The sequence below is a fragment of the Streptomyces sp. NPDC028711 genome (genome assembly GCF_055565415.1).
In genome coordinates, this window is record NZ_JBVHUJ010000011.1 from 238,224 (window position 1) to 260,477 (window position 22,254).

Here is a 22,254-nt window from a genome sequence, read left to right on the forward strand (position 1 = left end):
CGTGCCCTACTTCGCCGGTTTCGTCAGGCGGCGCCGGATCTTGACCAGGAGTTCCGCCTGGTCGACCGGTTTGGCGAGGTAGTCGTCGGCGCCCGCCTCAAGGGCACTGGCCCGGTCGCCCGGCATCGCCTTCGCGGTGACGACGATGATCGGGAGGTCGGCGCGGCCGGGGAGCTTCCGGATCTCCTCGATGGCGCGGTAGCCGTCCGTCCCGGCCATCATGACGTCCATCAGCACGAGCCGGATCTCCTGGTGCGCGGCGACCAGGGCGATGCCGCTCTCGCCTCCGTCGGCGGTCAGTACGCGCAGTCCCTGTGCCTCAAGGACCTCGGTGAGCGCGTAGACGTTCCGGGTGTCGTCGTCGACGACGAGGACGGTGCTCCCGGCCCACTCCGGGACCCCGGCGCCCGAGGGCGTACTCGCGAGGCCGCCGTCGCGGTCCTCCTGGTCCTCCGCCGCCTCGGCGGTGGCCGGTTCGCGGGCGCCCGCGCGCTCCGGGAGGTGGAAGGTGAAGGTGCTGCCCCGGCCGGGCACGCTCTCGACCGCGATGGTGCCGCCGAGGAGCCTGGCGACCTCGCGGCTGATGGAGAGGCCGAGGCCGGTTCCGCCGTACTGGCGGGCCGTGGTGCCGTCGCCCTGCTGGAAGGCGTCGAAGATGTGGCGGAGGCGGTCGGCGGGGATGCCGACGCCGGTGTCGGTGACCCGGAAGGCGAGGACGGGCCGGCCGTCGCGCAGGGCGGCCGGCGCCTCGTCGGGCGGGCAGTGCTCGACGGTCAGCTCGACGCTGCCCCTGTCGGTGAACTTCAGCGCGTTGGAGAGCAGGTTGCGCAGTACCTGGCGGAGCCGTCCCTCGTCGGTGGTGAGGTGTCCGGGGACGTCGGGTGCCACGGTCACGGAGAAGTGGAGCCCGCGCTCGTCGGCGACCGGGCCGAAGGTCGACTCCAGGTACTCCAGGAGCTGGGACATGGCGAACGGCTCGTGCCGGACCTCCATCTTGCCCGCCTCGACCTTGGACAGGTCCAGGATGTCGTCGATCAGCTGGAGCAGGTCGGATCCGGCCGAGTGGATGACCTCGGCGTAGTCGACCTGCTTCTGCGTCAGGTTGCCGTCCGGGTTCTGGGTGAGCAGCCGGGCCAGGATGAGCAGGCTGTTGAGCGGGGTGCGCAGTTCGTGGCTCATGTTGGCGAGGAACTCGGACTTGTACATGGAGGTGCGCGAGAGCTGCTGGGCCCGGGTCTCCAGTTCCTGCCGGGCCTGCTCGATGACCCGGTTCTTCGACTCGATGTCCTTGTTGCGCTCGGCGAGGAGCGCGGCCTTCTCCTGCAGTTCGGCGTTGGAGCGCTGGAGTTCCCGCTGGCGGGCCTGCAACTCCTCGGTGCGGGAGCGGAGTTCGTCGGCGAGGGTGCGCGACTGGCCGAGCAGGGCGTCGGTGCGCAGGTTGGCGACGAGCGAGTTGAGGACGGCGCCCGCGCTGTCCACGAAACGGTCGAGGAAGTCGCGGCGCAGGCCCGTGAAGGGGTGCAGGGAGGCGAGTTCCACGGCGGCGAGGACCTGGTCCTCGACGACGATCGGGAGCACGATCAGGGCGCGGGGTTCGGCGGAGCCCACGCCGGAGGAGATCGTGACGTATCCCGGCGGGACGGGGTCCACGACGAGGGGGCGCCGGCCGCGAGCCGCCTGTCCGACGAGTCCCTCGCCGGGGCGGAAGCGGCGCGGCTCGCCGTCGTCGCCCACATCGGGCAGCCCGTACGAGGCCGCCATGACAAGGCCGGGCCCGCGCTCGTCCTCCTCGACGGCGAAGAAGGCGCCGTACTGGGCGGAGACCAGCGGCGGCACCTCGGCCATGGCCAGTTCGGCCATCTCGGTCAGACTGCGGGTCCCCTGGAGCAGTCCGGTGATCCGGGCGAGGTTGGTCTGCAGCCAGTCCTGTTCCTGGTTGGCCTGGGTCGTGGCGCGCAGGGACTCGACCATGGCGTTGATGTTGTCGCGGAGCTCGCCGACCTCGCCGGGGGCGTCGACGGTGATGGAGCGGGTCAGGTCGCCCTCGGCGACGGCGCTGGTGACCTCGGCGATGGCCCGGACCTGGCGGGTGAGGTTCCCGGCGAGCTCGTTGACGTTCTCGGTGAGGCGCATCCAGGTGCCGGAGACTCCTTCGACCTCCGCCTGGCCGCCGAGCTTCCCTTCCGTGCCCACCTCGCGGGCCACGCGGGTCACCTCGGCGGCGAACGAGGACAGTTGGTCGACCATGGTGTTGATGGTGGTCTTGAGCTCCAGGATCTCGCCGCGCGCGGAGACGTCGATGCGGGTGGTCAGGTCGCCCTGGGCGACGGCGGTGGTGACCTGGGCGATGTTGCGCACCTGGTTGGTGAGGTTGTCGGCCATGGAGTTGACGTTGTCGGTGAGGTCCTTCCAGGTGCCGGAGACGCCTCCCACGGTGGCCTGGCCGCCGAGTTTGCCCTCGGTGCCGACCTCGCGGGCCACCCGGGTGACCTCCTCGGCGAAGGAGGAGAGCCGGTCGACCATCGTGTTGATGGTCTCCTTCAGCTCCAGGACCTCGCCGCGGGCGTCGACCCGGATCTTCTGGGTGAGGTCGCCGCGGGCGACGGCGGTGGCGACCTGCGCGATGGAGCGCACCTGTGAGGTGAGGTTGTCGGCCATGGTGTTGACGCCGGTGGTGACCTCCTGCCACACCCCGCGGGCCCGTGCCTCGCGCACCCGGCTGCCGAGGAGGCCCTGCCCGCCGACCTCTCCCGCGACGCGGGTGACCTCCGAGGTGAGCAGGGAGAGCCGGTCCACCATGTCGTTGTAGACCCCGGCGATCTCGCCGAGGACGCCCTCGGAGCCCTCGGCGAGGCGTATGGAGAGCTCACCGTCCCGTACGGCGGTCAGGCCGGCGAGCAGGCGCTGAAGGCCCTCGTCGCCGCCGTCGCCGTCCGCGCCTGTCCGGTCGCGCGGCTTCTCGCCGCTGGGGTGCACCACTCTGCGCTCTACCATGAAGGACCTCGCGTACGGGGCTGTGCGCGCCGGTCCCGGCGGCTGCCCCACCACTCCACTTTAGGACCGGGGCCGTGGCCGTGCCGGGCGGAGCCGGCCGGGCCGGGGGCCCCCGGGCTCAGGCCGCGTCCGCGAGCGCCTCGTGGGCGTCCCCGTACACCCGGAAGACCTGCCGGGCTCCCGTGATCTCGAACATGCGGTCCACGGAGGCGCGCAGTCCGGCGAGGTCGAGCCGTCCTCCGGCGTCCAGCGTCCTCAGGCGCGCCTTGAGGAGCAGATTGAGTCCGGTCGAGTCGCAGAACCGCATTCCCGAGCAGTCGACGACGATCCGCCGGGCCCTGCCGTGTTCCTCCAAGGCGTCGCGCAGGGGGGCCGCCGTCCCGTAGTCGAGTTCCCCCGTCACGACGAGTAGGACCGTCCCCGCGACGTGGGTGTCGGGCCGGACCTCGACAGTCAGGGGCTCCGCCGGGTCCGTGTCGATCGCGCCGAGTGCCGTTCCGAGCGGCGCCGTCCCGACCCGTTCCATCCCGACACCGTCCGTCCCGACGCTTTCCGTTGCCATGTGTTCTGTTCTGATGTGTTCCGTTCCGACGTGTGCTTCCGTGCGATGGTCATCCTGCATGGATCGTGAACCTCCTCCCGTCGCCGTACCGACCGGGCGCCGACCCCGTCGGGCTCCCTCTCGGCCGGCGACGACCGGCTCCTGCGTCTACAGGTGCCCGGGGTCCACGGGCATCGGGCGGGGCGGAGGACCGGGCGGCTCGTCGCCGGGCCGGGGCCCGGGCGGTGCCGTGGGCGGGGCGGTGGGGGAACCCGGGGCGGCTCCCGCGGCACCGGCGGCGCCCTGCCCCTCCGTACTCTCCTCCGCGTCGGCGGGCCGCAGCCGGCCGCGCCACGCGCCGGTCGCCCTGTCGCGGTCCTCGATGAACTCCTTGAAGCGGAGCAGGTCGCTTCCGACCCGGCTGTCGACCATGCCGACGGCCGCCGCCGTCTTCTCGGCGACGCCCTCCGGTTCGAAGTCCATCGCCAGGGTCACCTCGGTGCGGGAGTCGTCGACGCGCTCGAAGGTCACGACGCCCTTCTGGCGTACGTCTCCGCCGACGGTGCGCCAGGCGATCCGCTCGTCGGGAAGCTGGTCGACGATCTCGGTGTCGAACTCGCGGGTCACCCCGGCGACCCGCGTCCGCCAGTGGCAGTGCCGGTCGTCGAGCTGCCGGACCTCTTCCACGCCGTCCATGAAGCGGGGGAACTCCTCGAACTGCGTCCACTGGTCGTAGACCTCGCGCAGTGGGGCGTCCACTCTGATCGTGTCGTGCACCATCGCGGTCATCTCCCTGGGTCGGTGGAGTTACCGGGACGGCTGCGCGGCTACCCGCCCGGGGCCCCTCGTAACCCCCCGCAGCGGAAGCGGAGGGCGTGTCACCGATCGCGGCCTCGTTGCGTCGCTGCCATGCGCCTCGACCAGCGGACGACCAGGCGCAGCAGGACCACCAGGGTCACCACCCAGGCGGCGGCGAAGGCCCAGATCAGGAGCGGGGCCTCGGTGGCGACGGCCAGGACGAGCAGGGTCAGGGTCACGGCGCCGAGGGTGCAGAGGCCGAGGGCGGTCACTCCTCGGCGCGCGCCGACGGCCGGACGTGGGGACGCCCGCCCGCCGCGCGTCGTGCGCAGCCGACGGGCCAGCCGCTGGTCCTGGTCCAGCCGCTCCTCGATCTCCGCGAGGATGCGTCGCTCTCGTTCCGAGAGCCGGGCCTCGTCCATCGCCGACACCTCCCGCCGTTCTCACGGGCGTCCTGTTCTGCCGCTGCCCAGGCAGACCCGGCTGAACCGCTCCCCCGTGGGACGGCCGCCGGAGCCCCGTGCGGCCGTCAGCGTTCGCCGCGGCCGCCCGGCAGCAGCTCCTGCGCCTTCGCCTTGAGTCCCTGGACGACGACATGGCCGCGGCCGCCGTCGTGCGCCAGGGAGGCGAGCGTCGCCTCCATCTGCTCCCAGGTGGCGTGCGGCGGGACGGGGGGCACGGCGGGGTCGGTACGGAAGTCGAGGACGGAGGGTCCGTCCGCCGCCAGGGCCTCGCGCCAGGCGTCTTCGACGCGGTCCGGGTCGGTGACGCGGATGCCGGTCATGCCGAGGGAGCGCGCGAAGTCGGCGTACGGCACGTCGGGGAGGGCCTGCGAGGCCTCGAAGGGGGCCGTCCCCCCGAGGGCCCGCAGCTCCCAGCTGACCTGGTTCAGGTCCCCGTTGTTCCAGACGGCCACGACGAGTCGCGGGTCGGTCCACTCCGCGGCGTACTTGGCGACGGTGATCAGCTCCGCCATGCCGTTCATCTGCATGGCTCCGTCACCCACCAGGGCGATGGCGGGCCGGTCGGGGTGGGCGAACTTGGCGCCGATCGCGTACGGGACTCCGCAGCCCATGGTGGCGAGGGTGCCGGAGAGCGAGCCGCGCATGGTGCCCCGCATGGTGAGGTGGCGGGCGTACCAGGTGGCCATGGATCCGGAGTCCGAGGTGATCATCGCGTCGTCGGGCAGCAGCGGGTCGAGGGCCGCCGCCACGAGCTCGGGATTGACCGGATCCGCCGCGACGCGGGCCCTGCGCTCCATGACCGTCTTCCAGCGGCGCACCCCGCCGGCCACGGTCTCCTGCCAGCCGCGGTCCTCCTTGCGGGTGAGCAGCGGCAGGAGCCGTCGCAGGGTGGTCGCCGCGTCGCCGACCAGGTTCACGTCGTACGGGTAGCGCAGCCCGACCATGTGCGGATCGATGTCGATCTGGACGGCCCGCGCCTGCCCGTACGGGGGCAGGAACTCGGAGTACGGGAAGTTGGAGCCGACGGTCAGCAGGGTGTCGCAGTCCCGCATCATCTCGTACGAGGGGCGGGTGCCGAGGAGACCGATCGGGCCCGTCACGTACGGCAGTTCGTCGCTCAGCGCGTCCATACCGAGGAGCGCCTTCGCGACGCCCGCGCCGAGGACCTCGGCCACCTCCCCGACCTCGCGGGCGGCGCCCGCGGCTCCCTGTCCGATGAGCATGGCGACGCGTTCGCCCTCGTCGAGGAGGGCGGCGGCGCGGGCGAGGGAGCCGTCGTCGGGCACCGGGGCCCAGCCGCTGACGTCGAGGCTGGAGGGCACCATCTTGTGCTCGTGGCCGGGGGCGGAGTACGGGAGGTCCTGGACGTCCGCCGGAATGATCAGGGCGGTGGGGGCGCGGCGCGCGTAGGCGGTGCGTACGGCCCGGTCGAGCACGTTCGGCAGCTGCTCGGGGACCGTGACGGTCTCCAGGTAGGCGCTCGCGACGTCCTTGAACAGGGTGTGGAGGTCGACTTCCTGCTGGTAGGAGCCGCCCATGGCGCTGCGGGCCGTCTGGCCGACGATGGCCACGACGGGGACGTGGTCGAGTTTGGCGTCGTACAGGCCGTTGAGGAGATGGATGGCGCCGGGGCCGGAGGTCGCCACGCAGACGCCGACGTGTCCGGAGAACTTGGCCTGGCCGACGGCTTCGAAGGCGGCCGTCTCCTCGTGCCGCGCCTGGATGAACCTGGGTTCGTCCCCGGCCCGTGACCAGGCGGCGAGGAGCCCGTTGATGCCGTCCCCCGGGTAGCCGAAGACATGGCTGACGCCCCAGGCGCGCAGCCGGTCGAGCAGGTGGTCGCCGACCGTCGCCTTGGTCATGACGGGTCGCCTCCGTTCGTTTCGCGGGCTCCGCCCGTTCGTTCGGGTTCGTTCCCGGAGCGGCTGCCCGGGGGTCCCGCGCGGAAACGTGGGGGTACGGCCCGCGCCGGGGCGGGTCAGAGCAGCCCGGCCGCGGTCCTGAGGTCAGCGACCAGGCCCTCGTACGCGGCCTTCCTGTCCGGTGCGCGGAGCACGGAGGAGGGGTGCACGGTCGCGAGCACCCGTGCCCCGTCCTCCGCGCCGGGCAGGGGCCGCGGCACTCCGCGGTCGGTGCCGACGCGGAAGGAGGGGCCGAGCAGCGACCGGCCCGCCGTGGCGCCGAGGACGATGACCAACTCGGGTGAGACGAGGCGGAGTTCCGCCGTGAGCCAGGGCCGGCAGGCGAGGGTCTCGCGCAGGCTGGGCGCCTTGTGGATACGGCGCTTCCGGGTTTCGTCCCGGGTGAACTTGAAGTGCTTGACCGCGTTGGTCACGTAGAGGCCCTCCTCGTCGATGCCCGCCTCGCGCAGGGCCTTGGAGAGGAGGCGCCCCGCCGGCCCCACGAAGGGGACGCCCTCGCGGTCCTCCTGGTCGCCCGGCTGCTCGCCGACCAGCATCACGCGCGCGTCCGTGTCGCCCGCGCCGAAGACGGTCCCGGTCGCGTCCCGGTAGAGGGGGCAGCCCCGGCAGTCGGCGGCGGCCCGCCGGTGCGCGGGCAGACCTCCCCGGCGCGGCAGGAAGGGCGTCGCGTCGTACGCCTCGGGCGCGGGTCCGCTGTCGCTGCTGCCTGACATGCTGCGCCTCCCCGGCCGGGTGGTGGGCGGTGTCCCTCTCGGGTCTCCCGGCGGCTGCCCGCTCGCCGCACGCCCAACCATGGCGGGCCTGCGGTGGTCCGCCTGCCCTCTCGCCGAACGCCGCTGGCCCGCTCACCCGGCGTGATCCCACCGATCGGGGGCACATGGAAGGCGTGCGACTGAGGATGAGCGATGCCGGCCGGCCGGGGTGGCGACGTGTCCGCCACGGACGGGGTTTCCGCTACCTCGACGAACGGAACCGGCCCCTCCCGGCTGCGGACCGGGCGCGCGTGCGAGCCCTGGCGATTCCGCCGGCCTGGCGGGACGTCTGGATCTGCCCGTGGCCCAACGGGCACGTCCAGGCCGTCGGCACGGATGACGCGGGCCGCAGGCAGTACCTGTACCACGAGGAGTTCCGGGCCCGTCAGGAGCGCGCCAAGCACGAGCACGTGCACGAGGTCGCGGCGGCGCTGCCCCGGCTGCGCCGGGCGGTCGAGCACGATCTCGCGCTCCGCGGCCTGTGCGAGGACCGCGTCCTCGCCTGCGCGGCCCGCCTGCTCGACCTGGGGTTCTTCCGCGTCGGCGGAGACCGTTACCGACGCGGCAACGGCTCGTACGGCCTCACGACGCTCCGGCGGGACCAGGTCCACCTCTCCGGCGGCCGGGTCGTCTTCGACTACCCCGGCAAGTCCGGCAAGCAGGTCACCGCGGCCCTGGTCGACAGATCCGTCCACCAGGTGGTGCGGGCGCTCCTGCGGCGCGGCGACGACAGCCCGTGGCTCTTCGCGTACTGGAAGGGCGGGGCGTGGCACGAGGTGCACGCCGAGGCCCTCAACGCCTATCTGCGGGACCGGTCCGGCGTCGACATCAGCGCCAAGGACTTCCGCACCTGGCACGCGACCGTCCTCGCCGCCGTCGCGCTCGCGGTGTCCGAGGAGGCCGGGGCCGAGTCCGTGACGGCACGGCGGAGGGCCGTACGGCGGGCCGTGCGGGAGGTGAGCGCGTACCTGAACAACACCCCGGCCGTCTGCCGAGGCTCGTACATCGCGCCCCGCGTCATCGAGCGGTACGGCGAGGGAGTCACCGTGGCCCCCGTGCTCGAACGGCTCGGGGAGCACGGCGTGTTCGGTCATCCGGCGACCCAGGGCGCCGTCGAACGCGCCGTGCTCGACCTCCTGGACGATGACGGTGAGTGATCGGGGTCGAGTCAGCGGGCGCGCCCGGCGCCCGCGCCGACGTCGATGCGGAACCCGCTGCGCGGCCGGGTGGGGATGCGGTGGATCGGAATCCGCAGGTCCTGCTCGGGCACGGTGAAGTCGGTCCTGGCCAGCTCGCGCACGAGCACCCGGAGCACCGCGACGGTGATGTCCTCGCCCGGGCAGCGGTGTCCGTCCCGGGGGCCGCCGCCCTGGGGGATCATCAGCCGTTCACGGCCGGCGGAGGCGCCCAGGAAGCGCTCCGGCGCGAACCGGTACGGGTCCTCCCAGAGGTCGGGGTCGTGGTCCTGTCCGTACACGTCGAGCAGCAGCATGGTGCCGGGAGCCAGCCGTTCGCCCTCGGGCCCGAGGCCGTCCGCGCCGAGGCCGCCGACGAACGGCACGAAGGGGTAGAAGCGTCGCACCTCCTGGACGAAGGCCAGTCCGTAGCCGTTCGCCGACGCGTCCGCGAGCCGCTCCCGCGCCTCGGACCTGCCCGGTACGGCCCCCCACACGGCTCCCCGCAGGGCCTGGGCGGCGAAGGTGGCGAACCAGGCGACGGCGACCGTGGGGCGCAGGATGTTCAGCAGCTCCACCGCCGCGGTCCGGGCGTCGAGCGGAGTGCCGTCGGCGTCCCGGTGCGCGACGACGGCCCGGAACGGTGTCGCGGGGGACGCGTCGGCGGGGTGCGACCTGGCCTCCTCGACGACCCGCGCGAGCCTGCGCTCCTGGTGGGCCCGGGCACGGCGGGCCCGCAGATGCCGTGGGCCGGGGGTGGCGAAGCCGTCGACCATGGCGACGCAGTCCCGTGCGAGCCGCCCGGTCGTCGCCTCGTCGGTCGGCGGCAGTCCGGCCCAGGAGCTCACCGCCCGGGCGAGGACGTACGCGACCTCGTCGAAGAGCACCGTCTGCCGGCCCCGACTGCGCTCCATAGCCGCGCGCCACTCCTCGCCCACCAGGTCGGCGAGGGCCCGGACGGCTCCGGGATCGGTCAGGGCGTCCAGGAACAGGCGTTTCCGTACGTGGTGCGCGGCGCCGTCCAGGGTGTGGACGGCGCCGCGCCCGAAGAGGGTGTCGAGGACCGGTCCCGGCAGGGCGCTTTCGCGGCGGACGTGCGCCTCGTCGTAGAAGAATTCCACGTCCCGGGGTCCGGCCAGGACCCGTACCGGCCGGCCGAGGAGGCGCGTCCGCACGGGGGCCCCGTCGTGGCGGCGCCGCAGGTCCGGGAGCCAGGTGTAGCCCTTCAGGAGAAGGGCGGCGGTGCTGTCGGGGACCATGCCGTGGGGGACGCCGCTGGGACTCATCGTCGCTCGCCTGCCTTCGCTCGTAGGGGGTCGGTGGCGTTCGGGGCGTCTGCCCGGGGACGTCCTGGGCACTCGCGTGAGGGTGACGAAGGGCGCGGCGATCCGCCCGCGCGTTCTTCCCCGCGTACGGGGTAGGTGCACACCCCCGCCCCTCGCCGAACAGTGGCGGCATCCGTGAGGAGGAAGCTCCATGAACCTTGTCGAAGGCCGCCACGCGGACGCCCGCTCCTCACCGGCGGACCGGCTTCCCGCGCGGTTCGCGGGGATCGCGGCCCGGACCGGCAGGGGCGGGTCGGAACAGGACCTCCCCCTGGACCACACGCAGGCCATTCTCGAGGTCACCAAGGAGATCGCCGGCGTCCTCAAGTCGTCGGAGTGCCCGTTCGCCCTGGTCGGGAGCGTCGCGGCCTATGCCTACGGAATCCCGGTGGGGCTGCAGCACGACACGGACTTCGCCGTACGGCGCGAGGACGCCGACACCGTGACGGGCCTGCTGCGCGCCCACGGGATCGAGATCGTCGATCCGCCGGAGGACTGGCTGGTGAAGGCGCGCAGGGGCGGCGAGCACATCGACCTGATCTTCTCTCTCGCGGGTCGGCCGGTCACCACCGAACTGCTCGAACGGGCGTGGACGCTCCCCGTGGACTCGGTCCACATGCCGGTCATCGACCCGACCGACCTGATGGTCGGACGGCTGGCCGCCCTGTCCGAGCACCACTGCGACTACGGAAAGCTCCTCCCGGTCGCGCGGGGGCTGCGCGAGCGCGTCGACTGGGACCGCGTACGCGAGGAGACCGGGGACAGGCCGATGGCCGCCGCCTTCCTGTACCTGCTCGAACTCCTCGACGTCGTCCGGCCGCAGGAGCAGGCGAACGGTGAGCGTGACGAGAGGAAACGATGACGAGCACGGAGACCCTGCGAGCGGGCCGCCGGACCGTCGAGATCAAACGGGCCGACAAGGAGCTCTTTCCCGGCGACGGCATCACCAAGGGAGACCTGGCCACGTACTACCGCGCCGTCGCGGGACGGATGCTGCCGCATCTGCGTGGCCGTCCGCTGATGCTCGAACGGCATCCCGACGGGATCGGCGGCGGCCGCTTCATGCAGAAGGACACCCCCGATCACTTCCCCGAGTGGATCCACCGCACCGAACTGGCCAAGGAGGGCGGCACGGTCACCTATCCCGTCTGCGACGACCTGGCCACGCTCCTCTATCTGGCGGACCAGGCGTGCGTCACCCCGCACCGCTGGCTCTCCAGGGCGGACCGGCCGGACCACCCCGACCGGCTGGTCTTCGACCTCGACCCGCCGGGCGACGACTTCGAGCAGGTCAGGGAGGCGGCGGGGCTTCTGCACGCGCTGCTCGACGAGCTGGACCTTCCCGGCGTCCCGATGACGACCGGCTCCCGGGGCCTGCACGTCGTGGTCGCCCTGGACCGGCGTACGGCCTTCGACGAGGTCCGCGCGTTCGCCCGGGACGCCGCCGACGTGCTCTCCGACCGGTACCCCGACCGGCTCACCACCGCCGCCCGTAAGCAGGCGCGCGGGGACCGCCTCTACCTGGACGTCCAGCGCAACGCCTACGGCCAGACCGCCGTCGCCCCCTACGCGGTCCGTGCGCTGCCCGGCGCCCCCGTCGCCACGCCCGTGAGCTGGGCGGAGCTGGACGATCCGGGGCTCACCGCGCGGCGGTGGACCGTCTCCACCATCGGAGACCGCCTCGGCGAGGACGACCCCTGGCGGGAGGCGCCGCGCCGTGGCCGCTCCGCGACCGCGGCCCACCGCAGGCTCGCGAAGCTGTCGTGAGCGCGGGCCTCACGCCGGTCGGCGCGCGTGGGGGATCTCCTCCCTGGCCCAGACAGGTCAGGCCGTGTGGAGCCTCAGGCCGTACCGGCCGAGGATCTCGTTGACGGGCTGGAACCAGGTCTCGCCGCCGGTCGAGCAGTTGCCCCAGCCGCCGGAGGTGACGCCCTGGGCCTGGTCCCCGCTGATGAACGCGCCGCCGGAGTCACCGCCCTCCGCGCACACGCTGGTCTTCGTCATCTGATGGACCGCGCCCTGGCTGTAGTTGACGGTCTGGTTCTTGGCCAGGACCGTGCCGCAGTGCCAGCGGGTCGTGGACCCGGAGCGGCAGATCGACGCGCCGACGGGCGCCTCGGCCGAGCCTCGGACGAGCCGGTCGGGCACGGTCCCCCAGCCGAGCACCACGGGGACCGTCCACCAGCCGCTGTGGATGCTCACGTACGCGTAGTCGTCGCCGGGGAACGAGGAGCCCTGGAAGGTGCCCATCGCGGATCCGTCCCAGCCACGGACGGCGGCCCCCGCCCGGCCGCAGTGCCCGGCGGTGACGAAGCCTCCGTGCACGGAGAACCCGATGGAGCAGCGGACGTTGCCGGTGTAGTACGGGTCGCCGCCGACGGTTCCCGCGGCGTACGTACGGGGTGCGGTCGCCGTCTCGGCGACGGTGACGGGGCCGGCGTCTCGGGCCTTCTCCACGAAGGCGCGCACGGCGGGCAGGTGCCGGTCGGCGCGGACGACGGTGACGACGACGCTGTTGGTGCGGGGGTCGACGTGCCAGCCGGCGACGCCGGCCGGGGCGGACCGGCCGTCGAGCCGGGCCTTGGCGCGGTCGAGTTCGCCCGCACTGTGCCGGACGAGCCGGGTGTCGGCGCCGAGCGCCCGGACCCCGGCCTCCTCTCCGCGGTCGGTGAGGGCGACGACGAGCCGTCCGGTGCCCGCGTCGAACCAGGATCCGCCGTACGCGTCGCCCGCCGTCCTCCGCGCCTCGGCCTCCACGCGCGCCGCGGCACGCTCGGCCTTCAGCCGTTCGCCGGCCTGACGTTCCGTGAGACCGAGGTCCGCGCGCAGGGCGGCGAGGAGGCCGGCGGACGCGGTGGGCGCCGCGCCGTCGGGTTCGGCGCTCGCGGGGGCGGCGTGGGCGGCGCCGAGTCCGAGGGTGAGCACGAGGGCCGCGAGGGCGGCGCGCAGGGCGGATGTACGTCTCACAGGAGCCTCCTGGTGGGGGAAGAAGACGTTGAGAGCGCTCTCAGCAGAGCACCGCGTACGCTAGCGGCCCTCACTTGTCAGGTCCATACCATCCACAGAATTCGGCGCCACGATCACCGACCGCGGCCAGGACTCCCCGCCCGGACACTCGGACATCCGCTTGCTGAAATTCCCTGCAAGCCCTTGCTGGCGGCGTCACCGGCTGCTTGACTCCCCGTGCGATCAACGGCAGCCGAAGGAGCCCCGATGACCAGCCAGTACGACGTCCTCGTCCTCGGAGGCGCGGGCGTCGACACGATCGTCCACGTGCCCGAGCTCCCCCTCCCCTACGCGGACAGCTACATGATCCGACCGGGCATCGAGACCCGCGCCGGGCAGACGGGCGACTTCGTGGCCCTGGGTCTGAGCGCCCTCGGGCTGCGGACGCACCACATCGACATGATCGGCGACGACTCCGCCGGCGATCTCGTCCGCGCCTTCCACCGCGACCGGGGCATCGACTTCACCGAAGTACCCCTGCCCGGCGGCACGAAGCGGGCCGTCAACCTCGTCGGCCCCGACGGCCGACGCCTTTCGCTCTACGACGACAGTCGCTCCCGGGAGTCCGACCGGCTGCCCGAGGACCTGGTCCGCTCCCTCGCGTCGGCGAGCCGCCACGCGCACGTCTCGATCACGTACCCGTGCGCCTTCGCCCTCCCCCTCCTGCGCGAGGCGGGCCTCACCGTCTCCACCGACCTGCACAACTGGGACGGCGAGAACCCGTACCACGAACCCTTCGCCCACGGCGCGGACATCGTGTTCGTCTCCACCACCGCCCTGGCGGACCCGGAGCGGACCGTGCGCCGGATCCTGGAGCGGGGCCGCGCCGAGATCGTGGTCGCCACCGCCGGGGCCGAGGGCGCGTACCTGGCGACGGCCGACGGGCTCGTCCACGTACCGGCCGTCACACCCCGGGAGCCGGTGGTCGATTCCAACGGAGCGGGCGACGCCTTCGCCGCCGGTTTCCTCTTCGGCCGGCTGACGGGTCAGGACCTCGACCGGTGCGCCCTCTACGGCGCGGTGGCCGGGGCCTACGCCTGCACGGTGCCGGCCACCGGGACCGACGCCATCGACCGCGCCGCACTCCTCGCCGAGGTCGCCGAAAGGGCCGGGTCCGTCGCGTGACGGCCCGGCCCGGGTGCTCACGGTCGGTCAGACGCGGTCGGCCGCGATCAGGACGTACTGGAAGGAGCCGTCCTTGTAGGAGTTGATGAACGCCTCCTCGATGCCCGTGACCAGGGACGAGGTGGCGCGCAGCTCCCAGTACGGCAGGGTGTCGGGCGTCAGGTCGATGACGGCCTGCGGCACCAGACGGTTGTCGGCCATCGCCCGCAGGTACTCGCGGCGCGAGTGGATGTTGCACTCGAAGTGCGCGTTGATCTGGGAGACCCACTTGGAGGGCTGGCCGTAACGCGGGTTCCAGCACCCGGTGATGGTCACGTACCGGCCGCCGACCTTGAGGAAGCGGGAGTGCTCGGCGAAGAGGTCGTCGAGGTCGACGTACATGCTCGACTCGTTGTTCCACGAGGCGGCGATGCTGCCCTTCTCGAACGGGGTGTCCAGCATGTTGCAGACCTGGGCATGGACGTGGTCGTCGATGCCGAGTTCCTTGGCCCGCTTGTTGCCGAAATCGGCCTGCGTGGAGGACAGGGTGACGCCCTCGACCTTGCAGCCGAAGCGCTGGTGGGCCATGACGCTCGAACCGCCGCGGCCGCAGCCGGCGTCCACGAGCGTGTCGTCACGCCCGATGGAGCCGAGGTGGTCCAGGAGGACCTCGGCCTGCGCGGACTCGAGGCGGTGCAGCTCGGCGATCAGCTTCTTCTCGTACTCGCTGTCCTCGATGTCCCCGAGGGAGGCGTGGTCCACGTCACCGATGCCGTAGTGGTGGTGGTAGAGACCGTCGACGTCGCCCAGGCGCAGGTTGACGGGCCGGGCCTCGTCGTTCCAGTAGCGGGCGATGTCCCCCTGGTACGGCGTCGCCGGCGAGGGGACGAACGCGGAGGTGTCGTTGACGGTGGTGTACTCGGTGCTGGTCACAGATAAATCCGTTTCTTACCAGAAATCGGGCAGGCTGTAGCGATAGGTGTTGGTCTGGTGCCAGTAGTGGTTGCCGTCGACCCACACGGCCACGCCCCGCAGGAAGCGCAGCAGGGTCGGGACGGGGCAGGCGGCGGCGAGTTCGGCGGCGGCGGCTTCGAAGTCGCGCATGAGGTCGTTGTGGACCTCGACGGCCTTCAGATAGCCCTCCTTGTCGGAGAGGCCCTCGCGTTCGGCGATCACCACGGGCAGGTTCAGGTGCTTGCCGGGACTGGCCAGTTCCTTCGTGTACGAGTAGAGGTCGTTCACGATCGTCGTGGCGTTCCCGGCGAGCGCGAGCACGCGCTGCATGGCCGGCTGCGCGTGCAGGTCCGCGGGCAGTTCGTAGCCGCCGACGGAGTCGGTGATGGTGGGGCAGGGGCGGAAGTTGTTGAACTGGCGCATCGCCAGGTACTCCCACACCTCCGGCATGTGGTCCGTCTCGGCCCAGGCGGCCTCGGCCAGGTACCCCAGGTGCAGCCGGGCCATGTCGTGCCGGTACCGGTCGGCCTGGGAGGGCGTGACCTGGTCGACGAAGTACTCCATGGCGGAGCGGTAGGCGCGCCGCGGGGCGTCCGCGTGGAGCGACTCCGCCCACAGCGGCTGGTACTCCTTCGTCGTGTACAGGGGGTCGAGCGCGGTGTGCGCGAGGAGGAGGCGGCCGCCGAGACCGATGGGCGAGCCGCCGTGGTCCTCGCAGTAGCAGTCGTCGACGGCGTTCTCCGCGACCATGAGGCGGGTGGCGAGCATCAGGTGCTCGACGGTCGGGGCGTCCGGGTGACAGGCGACCATGTAGCGCCCGACGGAGAAGCCGTCGAACTCGCCCTCCCAGTCCTCGGGGTAGAGCTGGACCTCGTCGAGGGCCCAGGCCTTGATCCGGCGGCTGACCTCGTCCACCCGTGCCGGATCGGGCTCGGCCACGGGATGGAAGTAGAGACCCGGGATCGGGCGTCCCCGCACCGGCTCCTCGGAGGCCGAGGAGTCCGAGGCTTCAGGAGACTCCGGGGCCTCCGCGCGCCGGGCCAGGGAGAGGGCCGCCGTCCCGAGCCCGGTCGGGCCGGGCGGGACCCACCCCGCTGCGGGGAGGGACGGTGTGACCGCCGCGGCTTCGGCGGGCTCGGTGGCGGGGGCCGACCGGCCGAGGACCTGCCCCCCGAAGCGGGTGGCGGCGGCGGGCAGGCTCGACTGCAGAGGGGAGGGCCCGGGTTCGGGCATCCGTGACTCCTTGGTGAGGGGGTGGGCTGTCCGGGATCCCGGGCGCGCTGGGCGGGCCCGGGAGGACCCGGGCCTTCAGTGGCCGTCGTGGCGGCCGCGGGACAGCTCCGTCAGTCGCGCCTGCGGGCGATCTGCACGTTCTCCAGGACGCCGAGCGCGTTGGGGACGAGGATGGCGGCGGAGTAGTACGTGGTGACGAGGTACGACATGATCGCCTGCTCGCTGATGCCCATGAAGCGCACCGAGAGACCCGGCTCGTACTCCTCCGGAAGCCCCGTCTGGCGCAGCCCGATGACGCCCTGGTTGTCCTCGCCGAGGCGCATGGCCAGGATCGAGCTGGTGTTCTCCCTGGTGATCGGGATCTTGTTGCAGGGGAGGAGCGGGACGCCGCGCCAGCCGAGTACGCGCTGCCCGTCGAGCTCGACGGTGTCCGGGTAGAGCCCGCGGGCGTTCCACTCGCGGCCGATCGCGGCGATGGTCCTCGGGTGGGCGAGGAAGAGCTTGGTGCCGCGGCGGCGGCAGAGCAGCTCGTCGAGGTCGTCCGGGGTGGGCGGGCCCGAATGGGTCTGGATCCGCTGCTTGAAGTCGGCGTTGTGGAGGAGGCCGAACTCCCGGTTGTTGATCAGCTCGTGCTCCTGGCGCTCGCGCAGCGCCTCGACGGTGAGCCTGAGCTGCTCCTCCGTCTGGTTCATCGGCCCGTTGTAGAGGTCGGCGACCCTCGTGTGGACCCGCAGCACGGTCTGGGCGACGGAGAGCTCGTACTCTCGCGGCTTGAGCTCGTAGTCGACGAAGGCGCCCGGCAGCTCGACCTCACCGGTGTGGCCCGCCGACATCGCGATCTCGGCCTCGCCGTGGCGGTTCTGCCGCTGCAGGGGCAGCGAGCTGAACGCGTCGATGTGCGCCTGGAGGTCCGGCGCGGAGTCCAGCACGGCGGAGAAATCGGCGCGGGAGAGCGTGAGGAGCGTGCCGGAGGTCTCGGCGGTGGCGGTGTAGTCCCATCGGGCGTCGGCGTCCAGAAGGGCGTTCTCACCGAACCGGTCGCCGTCGGCGAGGACCGCCACGGCCACCTCGTCGCCGTACTTGCCGACGGACGTCTGGTTGATCCGGCCGTGGGCGATCAGGTGGATCTGGTCGGCGGGGGCGCCGCGCTCGACGATGACCTCGCCGACGCCGAAGTCGCGCTGGACGCACCGGCCGGCCAGCGCGTTCAGCACCTCCTCGTCCTCGAAGCCGCGGAGCAGGGCGAGCTCTCCGAGCTCGCGGGGAATCACCCGGACGTGGGCACCGTCCTGGACGAACTCGATGTGACCGTCACCGATGGTGTAGCTCAGTCGGCGGTTGACCCGGTAGGCGCCGCCCTTGGTCTCGACCCAGGGGAGCATCCGCAGCAGCCAGCGGGAGCTGATCTCCTGCATCTGCGGGGCGGACTTGGTCGTGGTGGCGAGGTTCCGGGCGGCCGCGGTGCTCAGGCTGGACTGCTTCGGCGCGTCCAGCTGTGCGTCCGGGCTGGTGTCAACGGTCATGGGGCGGGCTCTCCTTCGGAGGGGGGTGGTGACCGGCGCACGGGTGCGCCGGTCGCTGAAAGAGGAGAAACAGAAGAAAGGGGAGGGAAGGACGGAACAGGGATGAATCTCTGGGAATCCGTCCAGATCCGGGGGAACAGTAGCGGCCGGTTAACCCCGCTCGCCTCATCGGATCGGGGGCATTAACTCGAAACGGCGATCTTGATTCGCACGAGGTTTAACCGAGCAAACATCACTTTTCAGACAGGCCTGCCGCGCCCCGGCGTGAGCGGCGGAACCATCGCCCCACTCCCCCGGGGCGCTGGTTCAGGCGGACCCAAGAGAGGCGCAATGGCCGCAATTGCGCCAAATTGCTTTTATCGAGCTTTTAGTGGACCGAGAGGCAGGTCATGTCGAACGCCGATACGAGCACGGGCGCCGCCGCCACAGGTTCCCCTCCCACGGCCAAGCTGACGCTCATCACGCTGACCGCGATGGTCGTCGGGTCCATGGTGGGAGCCGGCGTGTTCTCGCTGCCTCGGCGCTTCGCGCAGGAGACGGGGGTCGCGGGCGCGCTGATCGCCTGGGCGATCGCCGGCTGCGGCATGCTGATGCTCGCGTTCGTCTTCCAGACGCTCGCGGTGCGCCGCCCGGACCTGGACGCCGGTGTCTACGCGTACGCCAAGGCCGGTTTCGGCGAGTACCTGGGCTTCTTCTCGGCCTTCGGCTACTGGGCGAGCGCCTGCGTCGGCAACGTCACGTACTGGGTGCTCATCATGTCGACGATCGGCGCCGTCGCGCCGTCGCTCGGCGACGGCGACACCGCCCTCGCGATCGTCCTGTCCTCGGCGGGACTGTGGGCGTTCTTCCTGCTCATCCGGCGAGGGGTGAAGGAGGCGGCCGCGATCAACCGGATCGTGACCGTGGCCAAGATCGTGCCCATCCTCGTCTTCGTCATCCTCGCGCTGTTCTATTTCAAGCCGTCCGTGTTCGCCGACAACTTCGGCGGCGCCGACTACGCCGGCTCACTGTTCAACCAGGTCCGCGGCACCATGCTCGCCACCGTCTTCGTCTTCCTCGGCGTCGAGGGCGCCAGTGTGTACTCGCGGCACGCCAAACGCCGCGAGGACGTCGGCCGGGCCACGATCCTGGGCTTCCTCAGCGTCTTCGCCGTCTTCGCCTCGGTGACCATGGTCTCGTACGGCCTCATGCCGATGAGCGAGATCGCCGAGCTGCGCCAGCCCTCGATGGCGGGCGTCCTGGAAGCCGCGGTCGGCACCTGGGGCAAGGTCTTCGTGAGCGTCGGTCTCATCGTCTCCGTGCTCGGCGCCTACCTCGCCTGGACCCTGATGGCCGCGGAGGTGCTCTTCGTGGCGGCCAAGGACAAGGACATGCCGCGCTTCCTCGGGCGGTCGAGCGGCGACGACGTCCCCGTCCCCGCGCTGCTGATGACCACGGCCCTCAGTCAGATCGTGCTTGTGGTCACGGCCTTCTCCGACGACGCCTTCAACTTCGCCCTCGATCTGACCAGCTCGCTCAGTCTGATCCCGTTCCTGCTGGCCGCCGCGTTCGCGGTGAAGATCGCCCTCAGGCCCGAGCGGGAGAAGGTGGCGGGCCTGAGCACCCGGCGCGAGCTGGTCGTGGGCGTCCTCGCCACGGTGTACACGGCGTTCCTGCTGTACGCGGCCGGGCTCAAGTTCGTCCTGGTCTCCTTCATCCTCTACGCGCCCGCCACCTTCCTGTTCGTCAAGGCGAGGCGTGAGCAGGGCAGACGGCCGTTCTCCCGCCGTGAGCTCGTGATCCTGGCCGTCTCGGTCGCCGGCGCGGTCCTCGGGATCGTGGCCCTCGCGACCGGCTGGATCAGCCTCTGAGGCCCGCCGCCTCCCCCGTGAGCCGTCACCCGTCACCCGTACTGAAAGGCCCCGCATGACCAGCAACGACGCTTCCGTCGAGCCCGCGCTCGGCGTGTACTCCGAGGTCGGACGGCTCCGCAAGGTCCTCGTCTGCGCCCCGGGGCTTGCCCACCGCCGGCTGACCCCGACCAACTCGGACGACCTGCTCTTCGACGACGTGATGTGGGTGGAGAACGCGCAGCGCGACCACGCCGACTTCGTCAACAAGCTGACCCAGCGGGGCGTCGACGTCGTGGAGCTCCACCAGCTGCTCGCCGAGACGATGGCGATCCCCGAGGCACGGGCCTGGCTCCTCGACCGGAAGATCACCGCCAACGAGGTCGGTCTGGGCCTCATCGACGACACCCGTGCCTTCCTCGACTCCGTGACGGCGCGCGATCTGGCCGAGTACCTCATCGGCGGCCTGTCGACGGCCGACTTGCCCGAGGCGTTCCGTTCCGGGTACGTCGCCCTCGCGCGGGAGGCCACCGGCGCGCGGGAGTACCTGATGCCCCCGCTGCCGAACACGCTCTACACCCGTGACACCACCTGCTGGCTGTACGGCGGTGTGACCCTGAACCCGCTCTACTGGCCCGCCCGGCACGGCGAGACCCTCCTCATGAAGGCGGTCTACACCTTCCACCCCGACTACAAGGACGCCACCGTCTGGTGGGGCGACCCCGAACAGGACTGGGGCCAGGCCACCTTCGAGGGCGGCGACATCATGCCCGTCGGCAACGGCGTCGTCCTCATGGGCATGAGCGAACGCACCTCCCGCCAGGCCATCACCCAGGTCGCGGCCTCGCTGTTCAGGAACGGCGCGGCCGAGCACGTCATCGTCGCCGGCATGCCGAAGCTGCGCGCCGCGATGCACCTGGACACCGTCTTCACCTTCGCCGACCGCGACATCGTCACGCTCTACCCGAAGATCATGGACGCGGTCCACACCTTCTCGCTGCGCCCCGGCGACAAGGCGCCCGGGGTCGAGATCACCGACGAGGGCAGCACGCCCTTCGTGGACGTGGTCGCCAAGGGCCTCGGCCTGCCCCAACTGCGGGTGATCGAGACCGGCGGCGACGTGTACGCCTCCGAGCGCCAGCAGTGGGACAGCGGCAACAACGCCGTCGCCCTCGAACCGGGGGTCGTCTTCACGTACGACCGGAACACCCAGACCAACACGCTGCTGCGCAAGGCGGGTGTCGAGGTCATCACCATCGTCGGTGCCGAACTGGGCCGGGGGCGCGGCGGCGGCCACTGCATGACCTGCCCGCTCGTCCGTGACGCGGTCACGTTCTGACGGCTCGCGCGCACCACGGAACCGGCCACCCCGCGGAGGGGTGGCCGGTTCGTCCTGATGGCTTCGCCGGGGGGTGTCCCGTCGGTCGGAACCGGATCGGAAGACACCCGCCAGGACTCAGCCCGACGTCTCCGGGCCCGCCAGCTGCTCGGCGAGCTCCCGTTCGCTCTGCTCCGGCAGGGAGGTCTTGAGCACGGTCCCGCCGAACTCGTCCATGGCCGCGGCGAAGGAGTCCTCAGTGACCTTCGAGGCCATGATGACGACGGCGGCCGAGCCCGGTTCGAGCAGCGAACGCACCTTGTCGCGGAACCTGTTGTCCACGCCCATCTGGTTCAGCTTGCCGATGAGCCCTCCGACGGCGGCGCCCACGACGCCCATCGCCGGCGTGAGGATGATCATGCCGAAGACCATGCCCCAGAGGGCGCCCGCGGTGGCGGAGAGGGCGGCCTGCCCTTCTCTCCTGGCCGGGGTGTCCACATGCGTCTCGCCCTTCTCGTCCACCGAGACGACGGCGAGCCCGGTCAGGTCGAGCGCCTGGTCGCGCTCCAGCTCCTGGACCTTGGCGAAGGCCCGGTTCGCGACGGCGCGATCGTCGTAGCCGAGGACGATGAGTTCGGACATACGGCTCTCCTCATGTGTCGATACCGCTCTGTCGTGACCGCTCTGTCAGTACCTCTGCGCCTTGACGAGCTTGGGGGTGAGCACCGGCTCGGGGGGCTGCCCGCTGATGACCAGCGGCTGTTCGCGCTCGCCGGGTTCGAGGTCCTCGGCGCCGACGAACTGCGTCTCGACGACCTTGCCCGAGGGGTCGAGGAAGTCGACCTGCGCGGCGTAGGAGGCCTCCTGGTCCGTCTTGTTGGTGATGGTGAGGAGGACGGTCAGGACGCCTCCGGTGTCCGCCCGGGGCTTGCCGGTCATCGCGACCTCGCCAAGGGCGTTGCCACGGCCCTCCACGCCTTTCAGAGCGTTCTCGGCCTCCTGGCGCGAACGCTCGATCTCCGACCCGATGGACGCCTTGCGCGATGCCTCGCGGGCGGACGCCGAGGCCGCCGCTGACGACGCCGACGCGCGGGCCGATTCGACGGCCTCCGCCGCCGACGAGGCCATGCCCGACGGCGGTACGCCCGAGAAACCGCCCGTGTCGGGCGCCGTGGGGCGTGCGCTGAACGCGGGGCTGCCGGTGTCGTCGTTCCCGGTGTCGCAGGACACCAGGCCGGCCGCGCCGAGGGCGGTGACGACGACGGCGGCCGCCGCGCTCACCGCGCGTACGCGAACCGACCTCGCGGGTGTCGATG

19 protein-coding genes are annotated in these 22,254 nt (G+C 71.8%); 6 read left to right on the forward strand and 13 right to left on the reverse strand.

Going from position 1 to position 22,254, the window contains the following annotated elements; translation table 11 throughout:
• Positions 1-6 precede the first annotated feature (6 nt).
• The 6 genes from ACZ4VK_RS29680 to ACZ4VK_RS29705 all read right to left on the reverse strand — a co-directional run bounded on the left by ACZ4VK_RS29680 (position 7) and on the right by ACZ4VK_RS29705 (position 7,432).
• On the reverse strand, positions 7-2,994 hold the full coding sequence (locus ACZ4VK_RS29680; RefSeq protein ID WP_468358616.1) for a hybrid sensor histidine kinase/response regulator: 2,988 nt from the start codon (positions 2,992-2,994) through the stop codon (positions 7-9).
• Positions 2,995-3,112: 118 nt separating this feature from the next.
• A complete protein-coding gene (locus ACZ4VK_RS29685) occupies positions 3,113-3,556 on the reverse strand; it encodes an STAS domain-containing protein (protein ID WP_468358619.1) in 444 nt (147 codons plus the stop codon).
• Between the two features lie 147 nt (positions 3,557-3,703).
• Positions 3,704-4,315 carry an SRPBCC family protein gene (locus tag ACZ4VK_RS29690; RefSeq protein WP_468358622.1) on the reverse strand — a complete coding sequence of 204 codons (612 nt, stop codon included), beginning with the start codon at positions 4,313-4,315 and terminating at the stop codon, positions 3,704-3,706.
• 98 nt (positions 4,316-4,413) lie between these two features.
• On the reverse strand, positions 4,414-4,755 hold the full coding sequence (locus ACZ4VK_RS29695; RefSeq protein WP_468358625.1) for a DUF3040 domain-containing protein: 342 nt from the start codon (positions 4,753-4,755) through the stop codon (positions 4,414-4,416).
• Positions 4,756-4,862: 107 nt separating this feature from the next.
• The gene (locus tag ACZ4VK_RS29700; protein ID WP_468358628.1) at positions 4,863-6,659 is read right to left on the reverse strand and encodes a thiamine pyrophosphate-requiring protein; all 1,797 of its coding nucleotides are present in this window, start codon (positions 6,657-6,659) and stop codon (positions 4,863-4,865) included.
• Between the two features lie 116 nt (positions 6,660-6,775).
• A complete protein-coding gene (locus tag ACZ4VK_RS29705) occupies positions 6,776-7,432 on the reverse strand; it encodes a UdgX family uracil-DNA binding protein (RefSeq protein WP_468358631.1) in 657 nt (218 codons plus the stop codon).
• 173 nt (positions 7,433-7,605) lie between these two features.
• On the opposite strand from ACZ4VK_RS29705, the gene ACZ4VK_RS29710 reads away from it, so the two are divergent.
• The gene (locus ACZ4VK_RS29710) at positions 7,606-8,628 is read left to right on the forward strand and encodes a DNA topoisomerase IB (protein WP_468358634.1); all 1,023 of its coding nucleotides are present in this window, start codon (positions 7,606-7,608) and stop codon (positions 8,626-8,628) included.
• Positions 8,629-8,639: 11 nt separating this feature from the next.
• On the opposite strand, the gene ACZ4VK_RS29715 is transcribed toward ACZ4VK_RS29710, so the two are convergent.
• Positions 8,640-9,932 carry a cytochrome P450 gene (locus ACZ4VK_RS29715; protein WP_468358637.1) on the reverse strand — a complete coding sequence of 431 codons (1,293 nt, stop codon included), beginning with the start codon at positions 9,930-9,932 and terminating at the stop codon, positions 8,640-8,642.
• Positions 9,933-10,122: 190 nt separating this feature from the next.
• Between ACZ4VK_RS29715 and ACZ4VK_RS29720 the strand changes: the two genes are divergently transcribed.
• Both ACZ4VK_RS29720 and ligD read left to right on the forward strand, forming a co-directional pair.
• Positions 10,123-10,833, forward strand: a complete 711-nt coding sequence (locus tag ACZ4VK_RS29720) for a nucleotidyltransferase family protein (RefSeq protein WP_468358640.1) — start codon at positions 10,123-10,125, stop codon at positions 10,831-10,833.
• Positions 10,830-11,738: a non-homologous end-joining DNA ligase gene (ligD, locus tag ACZ4VK_RS29725; protein WP_468358643.1), complete on the forward strand. Its 909-nt coding sequence runs from the start codon at positions 10,830-10,832 to the stop codon at positions 11,736-11,738. The genes ACZ4VK_RS29720 and ligD overlap by 4 nt, the downstream gene beginning before the upstream one ends.
• Positions 11,739-11,795: 57 nt before the next feature.
• Here the strand turns inward: ligD and ACZ4VK_RS29730 are convergent, their stop codons facing one another.
• A complete protein-coding gene (locus tag ACZ4VK_RS29730; protein WP_468358646.1) occupies positions 11,796-12,938 on the reverse strand; it encodes a S1 family peptidase in 1,143 nt (380 codons plus the stop codon).
• Positions 12,939-13,184: 246 nt separating this feature from the next.
• Between ACZ4VK_RS29730 and ACZ4VK_RS29735 the strand changes: the two genes are divergently transcribed.
• Positions 13,185-14,102, forward strand: a complete 918-nt coding sequence (locus ACZ4VK_RS29735; protein ID WP_468358649.1) for an adenosine kinase — start codon at positions 13,185-13,187, stop codon at positions 14,100-14,102.
• A gap of 27 nt (positions 14,103-14,129) precedes the next feature.
• On the opposite strand, the gene ACZ4VK_RS29740 is transcribed toward ACZ4VK_RS29735, so the two are convergent.
• From ACZ4VK_RS29740 to ACZ4VK_RS29750, 3 genes are all read right to left on the reverse strand, one after another.
• Positions 14,130-15,014 (reverse strand): geranyl diphosphate 2-C-methyltransferase, encoded by an 885-nt coding sequence (locus ACZ4VK_RS29740; RefSeq protein ID WP_468358652.1) that lies wholly within the window; start codon positions 15,012-15,014, stop codon positions 14,130-14,132.
• Between the two features lie 15 nt (positions 15,015-15,029).
• Positions 15,030-16,268 carry a family 2 encapsulin nanocompartment cargo protein terpene cyclase gene (locus ACZ4VK_RS29745; RefSeq protein ID WP_468358656.1) on the reverse strand — a complete coding sequence of 413 codons (1,239 nt, stop codon included), beginning with the start codon at positions 16,266-16,268 and terminating at the stop codon, positions 15,030-15,032.
• Between the two features lie 110 nt (positions 16,269-16,378).
• Positions 16,379-17,791 carry a family 2B encapsulin nanocompartment shell protein gene (locus ACZ4VK_RS29750; RefSeq protein WP_468358659.1) on the reverse strand — a complete coding sequence of 471 codons (1,413 nt, stop codon included), beginning with the start codon at positions 17,789-17,791 and terminating at the stop codon, positions 16,379-16,381.
• Between the two features lie 389 nt (positions 17,792-18,180).
• Here ACZ4VK_RS29750 and ACZ4VK_RS29755 point away from each other — a divergent pair, with 389 nt between their 5' ends.
• Both ACZ4VK_RS29755 and ACZ4VK_RS29760 read left to right on the forward strand, forming a co-directional pair.
• Entirely contained in the window at positions 18,181-19,641 is a 1,461-nt protein-coding gene (locus ACZ4VK_RS29755; protein WP_468358662.1) for a basic amino acid/polyamine antiporter, read from the forward strand.
• 55 nt (positions 19,642-19,696) lie between these two features.
• Entirely contained in the window at positions 19,697-20,959 is a 1,263-nt protein-coding gene (locus tag ACZ4VK_RS29760; protein WP_468358665.1) for an arginine deiminase, read from the forward strand.
• Between the two features lie 117 nt (positions 20,960-21,076).
• On the opposite strand, the gene ACZ4VK_RS29765 is transcribed toward ACZ4VK_RS29760, so the two are convergent.
• Positions 21,077-21,580: a DUF1269 domain-containing protein gene (locus ACZ4VK_RS29765; RefSeq protein ID WP_468358668.1), complete on the reverse strand. Its 504-nt coding sequence runs from the start codon at positions 21,578-21,580 to the stop codon at positions 21,077-21,079.
• Between the two features lie 45 nt (positions 21,581-21,625).
• Positions 21,626-22,219 carry a hypothetical protein gene (locus ACZ4VK_RS29770; protein WP_468358671.1) on the reverse strand — a complete coding sequence of 198 codons (594 nt, stop codon included), beginning with the start codon at positions 22,217-22,219 and terminating at the stop codon, positions 21,626-21,628.
• Positions 22,220-22,254: the final 35 nt, after the last annotated feature.

Bases quoted from the DNA above. Each gene is read 5' to 3' on its own strand.
- ACZ4VK_RS29680 (WP_468358616.1), bottom strand. From the start codon at position 2,994: ATGGTAGAGCGCAGAGTGGTGCACCCCAGCGGCGAGAAGCCGCGCGAC.
- ACZ4VK_RS29685 (WP_468358619.1), bottom strand. From the start codon at position 3,556: ATGGCAACGGAAAGCGTCGGGACGGACGGTGTCGGGATGGAACGGGTC.
- ACZ4VK_RS29690 (WP_468358622.1), bottom strand. From the start codon at position 4,315: ATGGTGCACGACACGATCAGAGTGGACGCCCCACTGCGCGAGGTCTAC.
- ACZ4VK_RS29695 (WP_468358625.1), bottom strand. From the start codon at position 4,755: ATGGACGAGGCCCGGCTCTCGGAACGAGAGCGACGCATCCTCGCGGAG.
- ACZ4VK_RS29700 (WP_468358628.1), bottom strand. From the start codon at position 6,659: ATGACCAAGGCGACGGTCGGCGACCACCTGCTCGACCGGCTGCGCGCC.
- ACZ4VK_RS29705 (WP_468358631.1), bottom strand. From the start codon at position 7,432: ATGTCAGGCAGCAGCGACAGCGGACCCGCGCCCGAGGCGTACGACGCG.
- ACZ4VK_RS29715 (WP_468358637.1), bottom strand. From the start codon at position 9,932: ATGAGTCCCAGCGGCGTCCCCCACGGCATGGTCCCCGACAGCACCGCC.
- ACZ4VK_RS29720 (WP_468358640.1), top strand. From the start codon at position 10,123: ATGAACCTTGTCGAAGGCCGCCACGCGGACGCCCGCTCCTCACCGGCG.
- ligD (WP_468358643.1), top strand. From the start codon at position 10,830: ATGACGAGCACGGAGACCCTGCGAGCGGGCCGCCGGACCGTCGAGATC.
- ACZ4VK_RS29735 (WP_468358649.1), top strand. From the start codon at position 13,185: ATGACCAGCCAGTACGACGTCCTCGTCCTCGGAGGCGCGGGCGTCGAC.
- ACZ4VK_RS29745 (WP_468358656.1), bottom strand. From the start codon at position 16,268: ATGCCCGAACCCGGGCCCTCCCCTCTGCAGTCGAGCCTGCCCGCCGCC.
- ACZ4VK_RS29750 (WP_468358659.1), bottom strand. From the start codon at position 17,791: ATGACCGTTGACACCAGCCCGGACGCACAGCTGGACGCGCCGAAGCAG.
- ACZ4VK_RS29755 (WP_468358662.1), top strand. From the start codon at position 18,181: ATGTCGAACGCCGATACGAGCACGGGCGCCGCCGCCACAGGTTCCCCT.
- ACZ4VK_RS29760 (WP_468358665.1), top strand. From the start codon at position 19,697: ATGACCAGCAACGACGCTTCCGTCGAGCCCGCGCTCGGCGTGTACTCC.
- ACZ4VK_RS29765 (WP_468358668.1), bottom strand. From the start codon at position 21,580: ATGTCCGAACTCATCGTCCTCGGCTACGACGATCGCGCCGTCGCGAAC.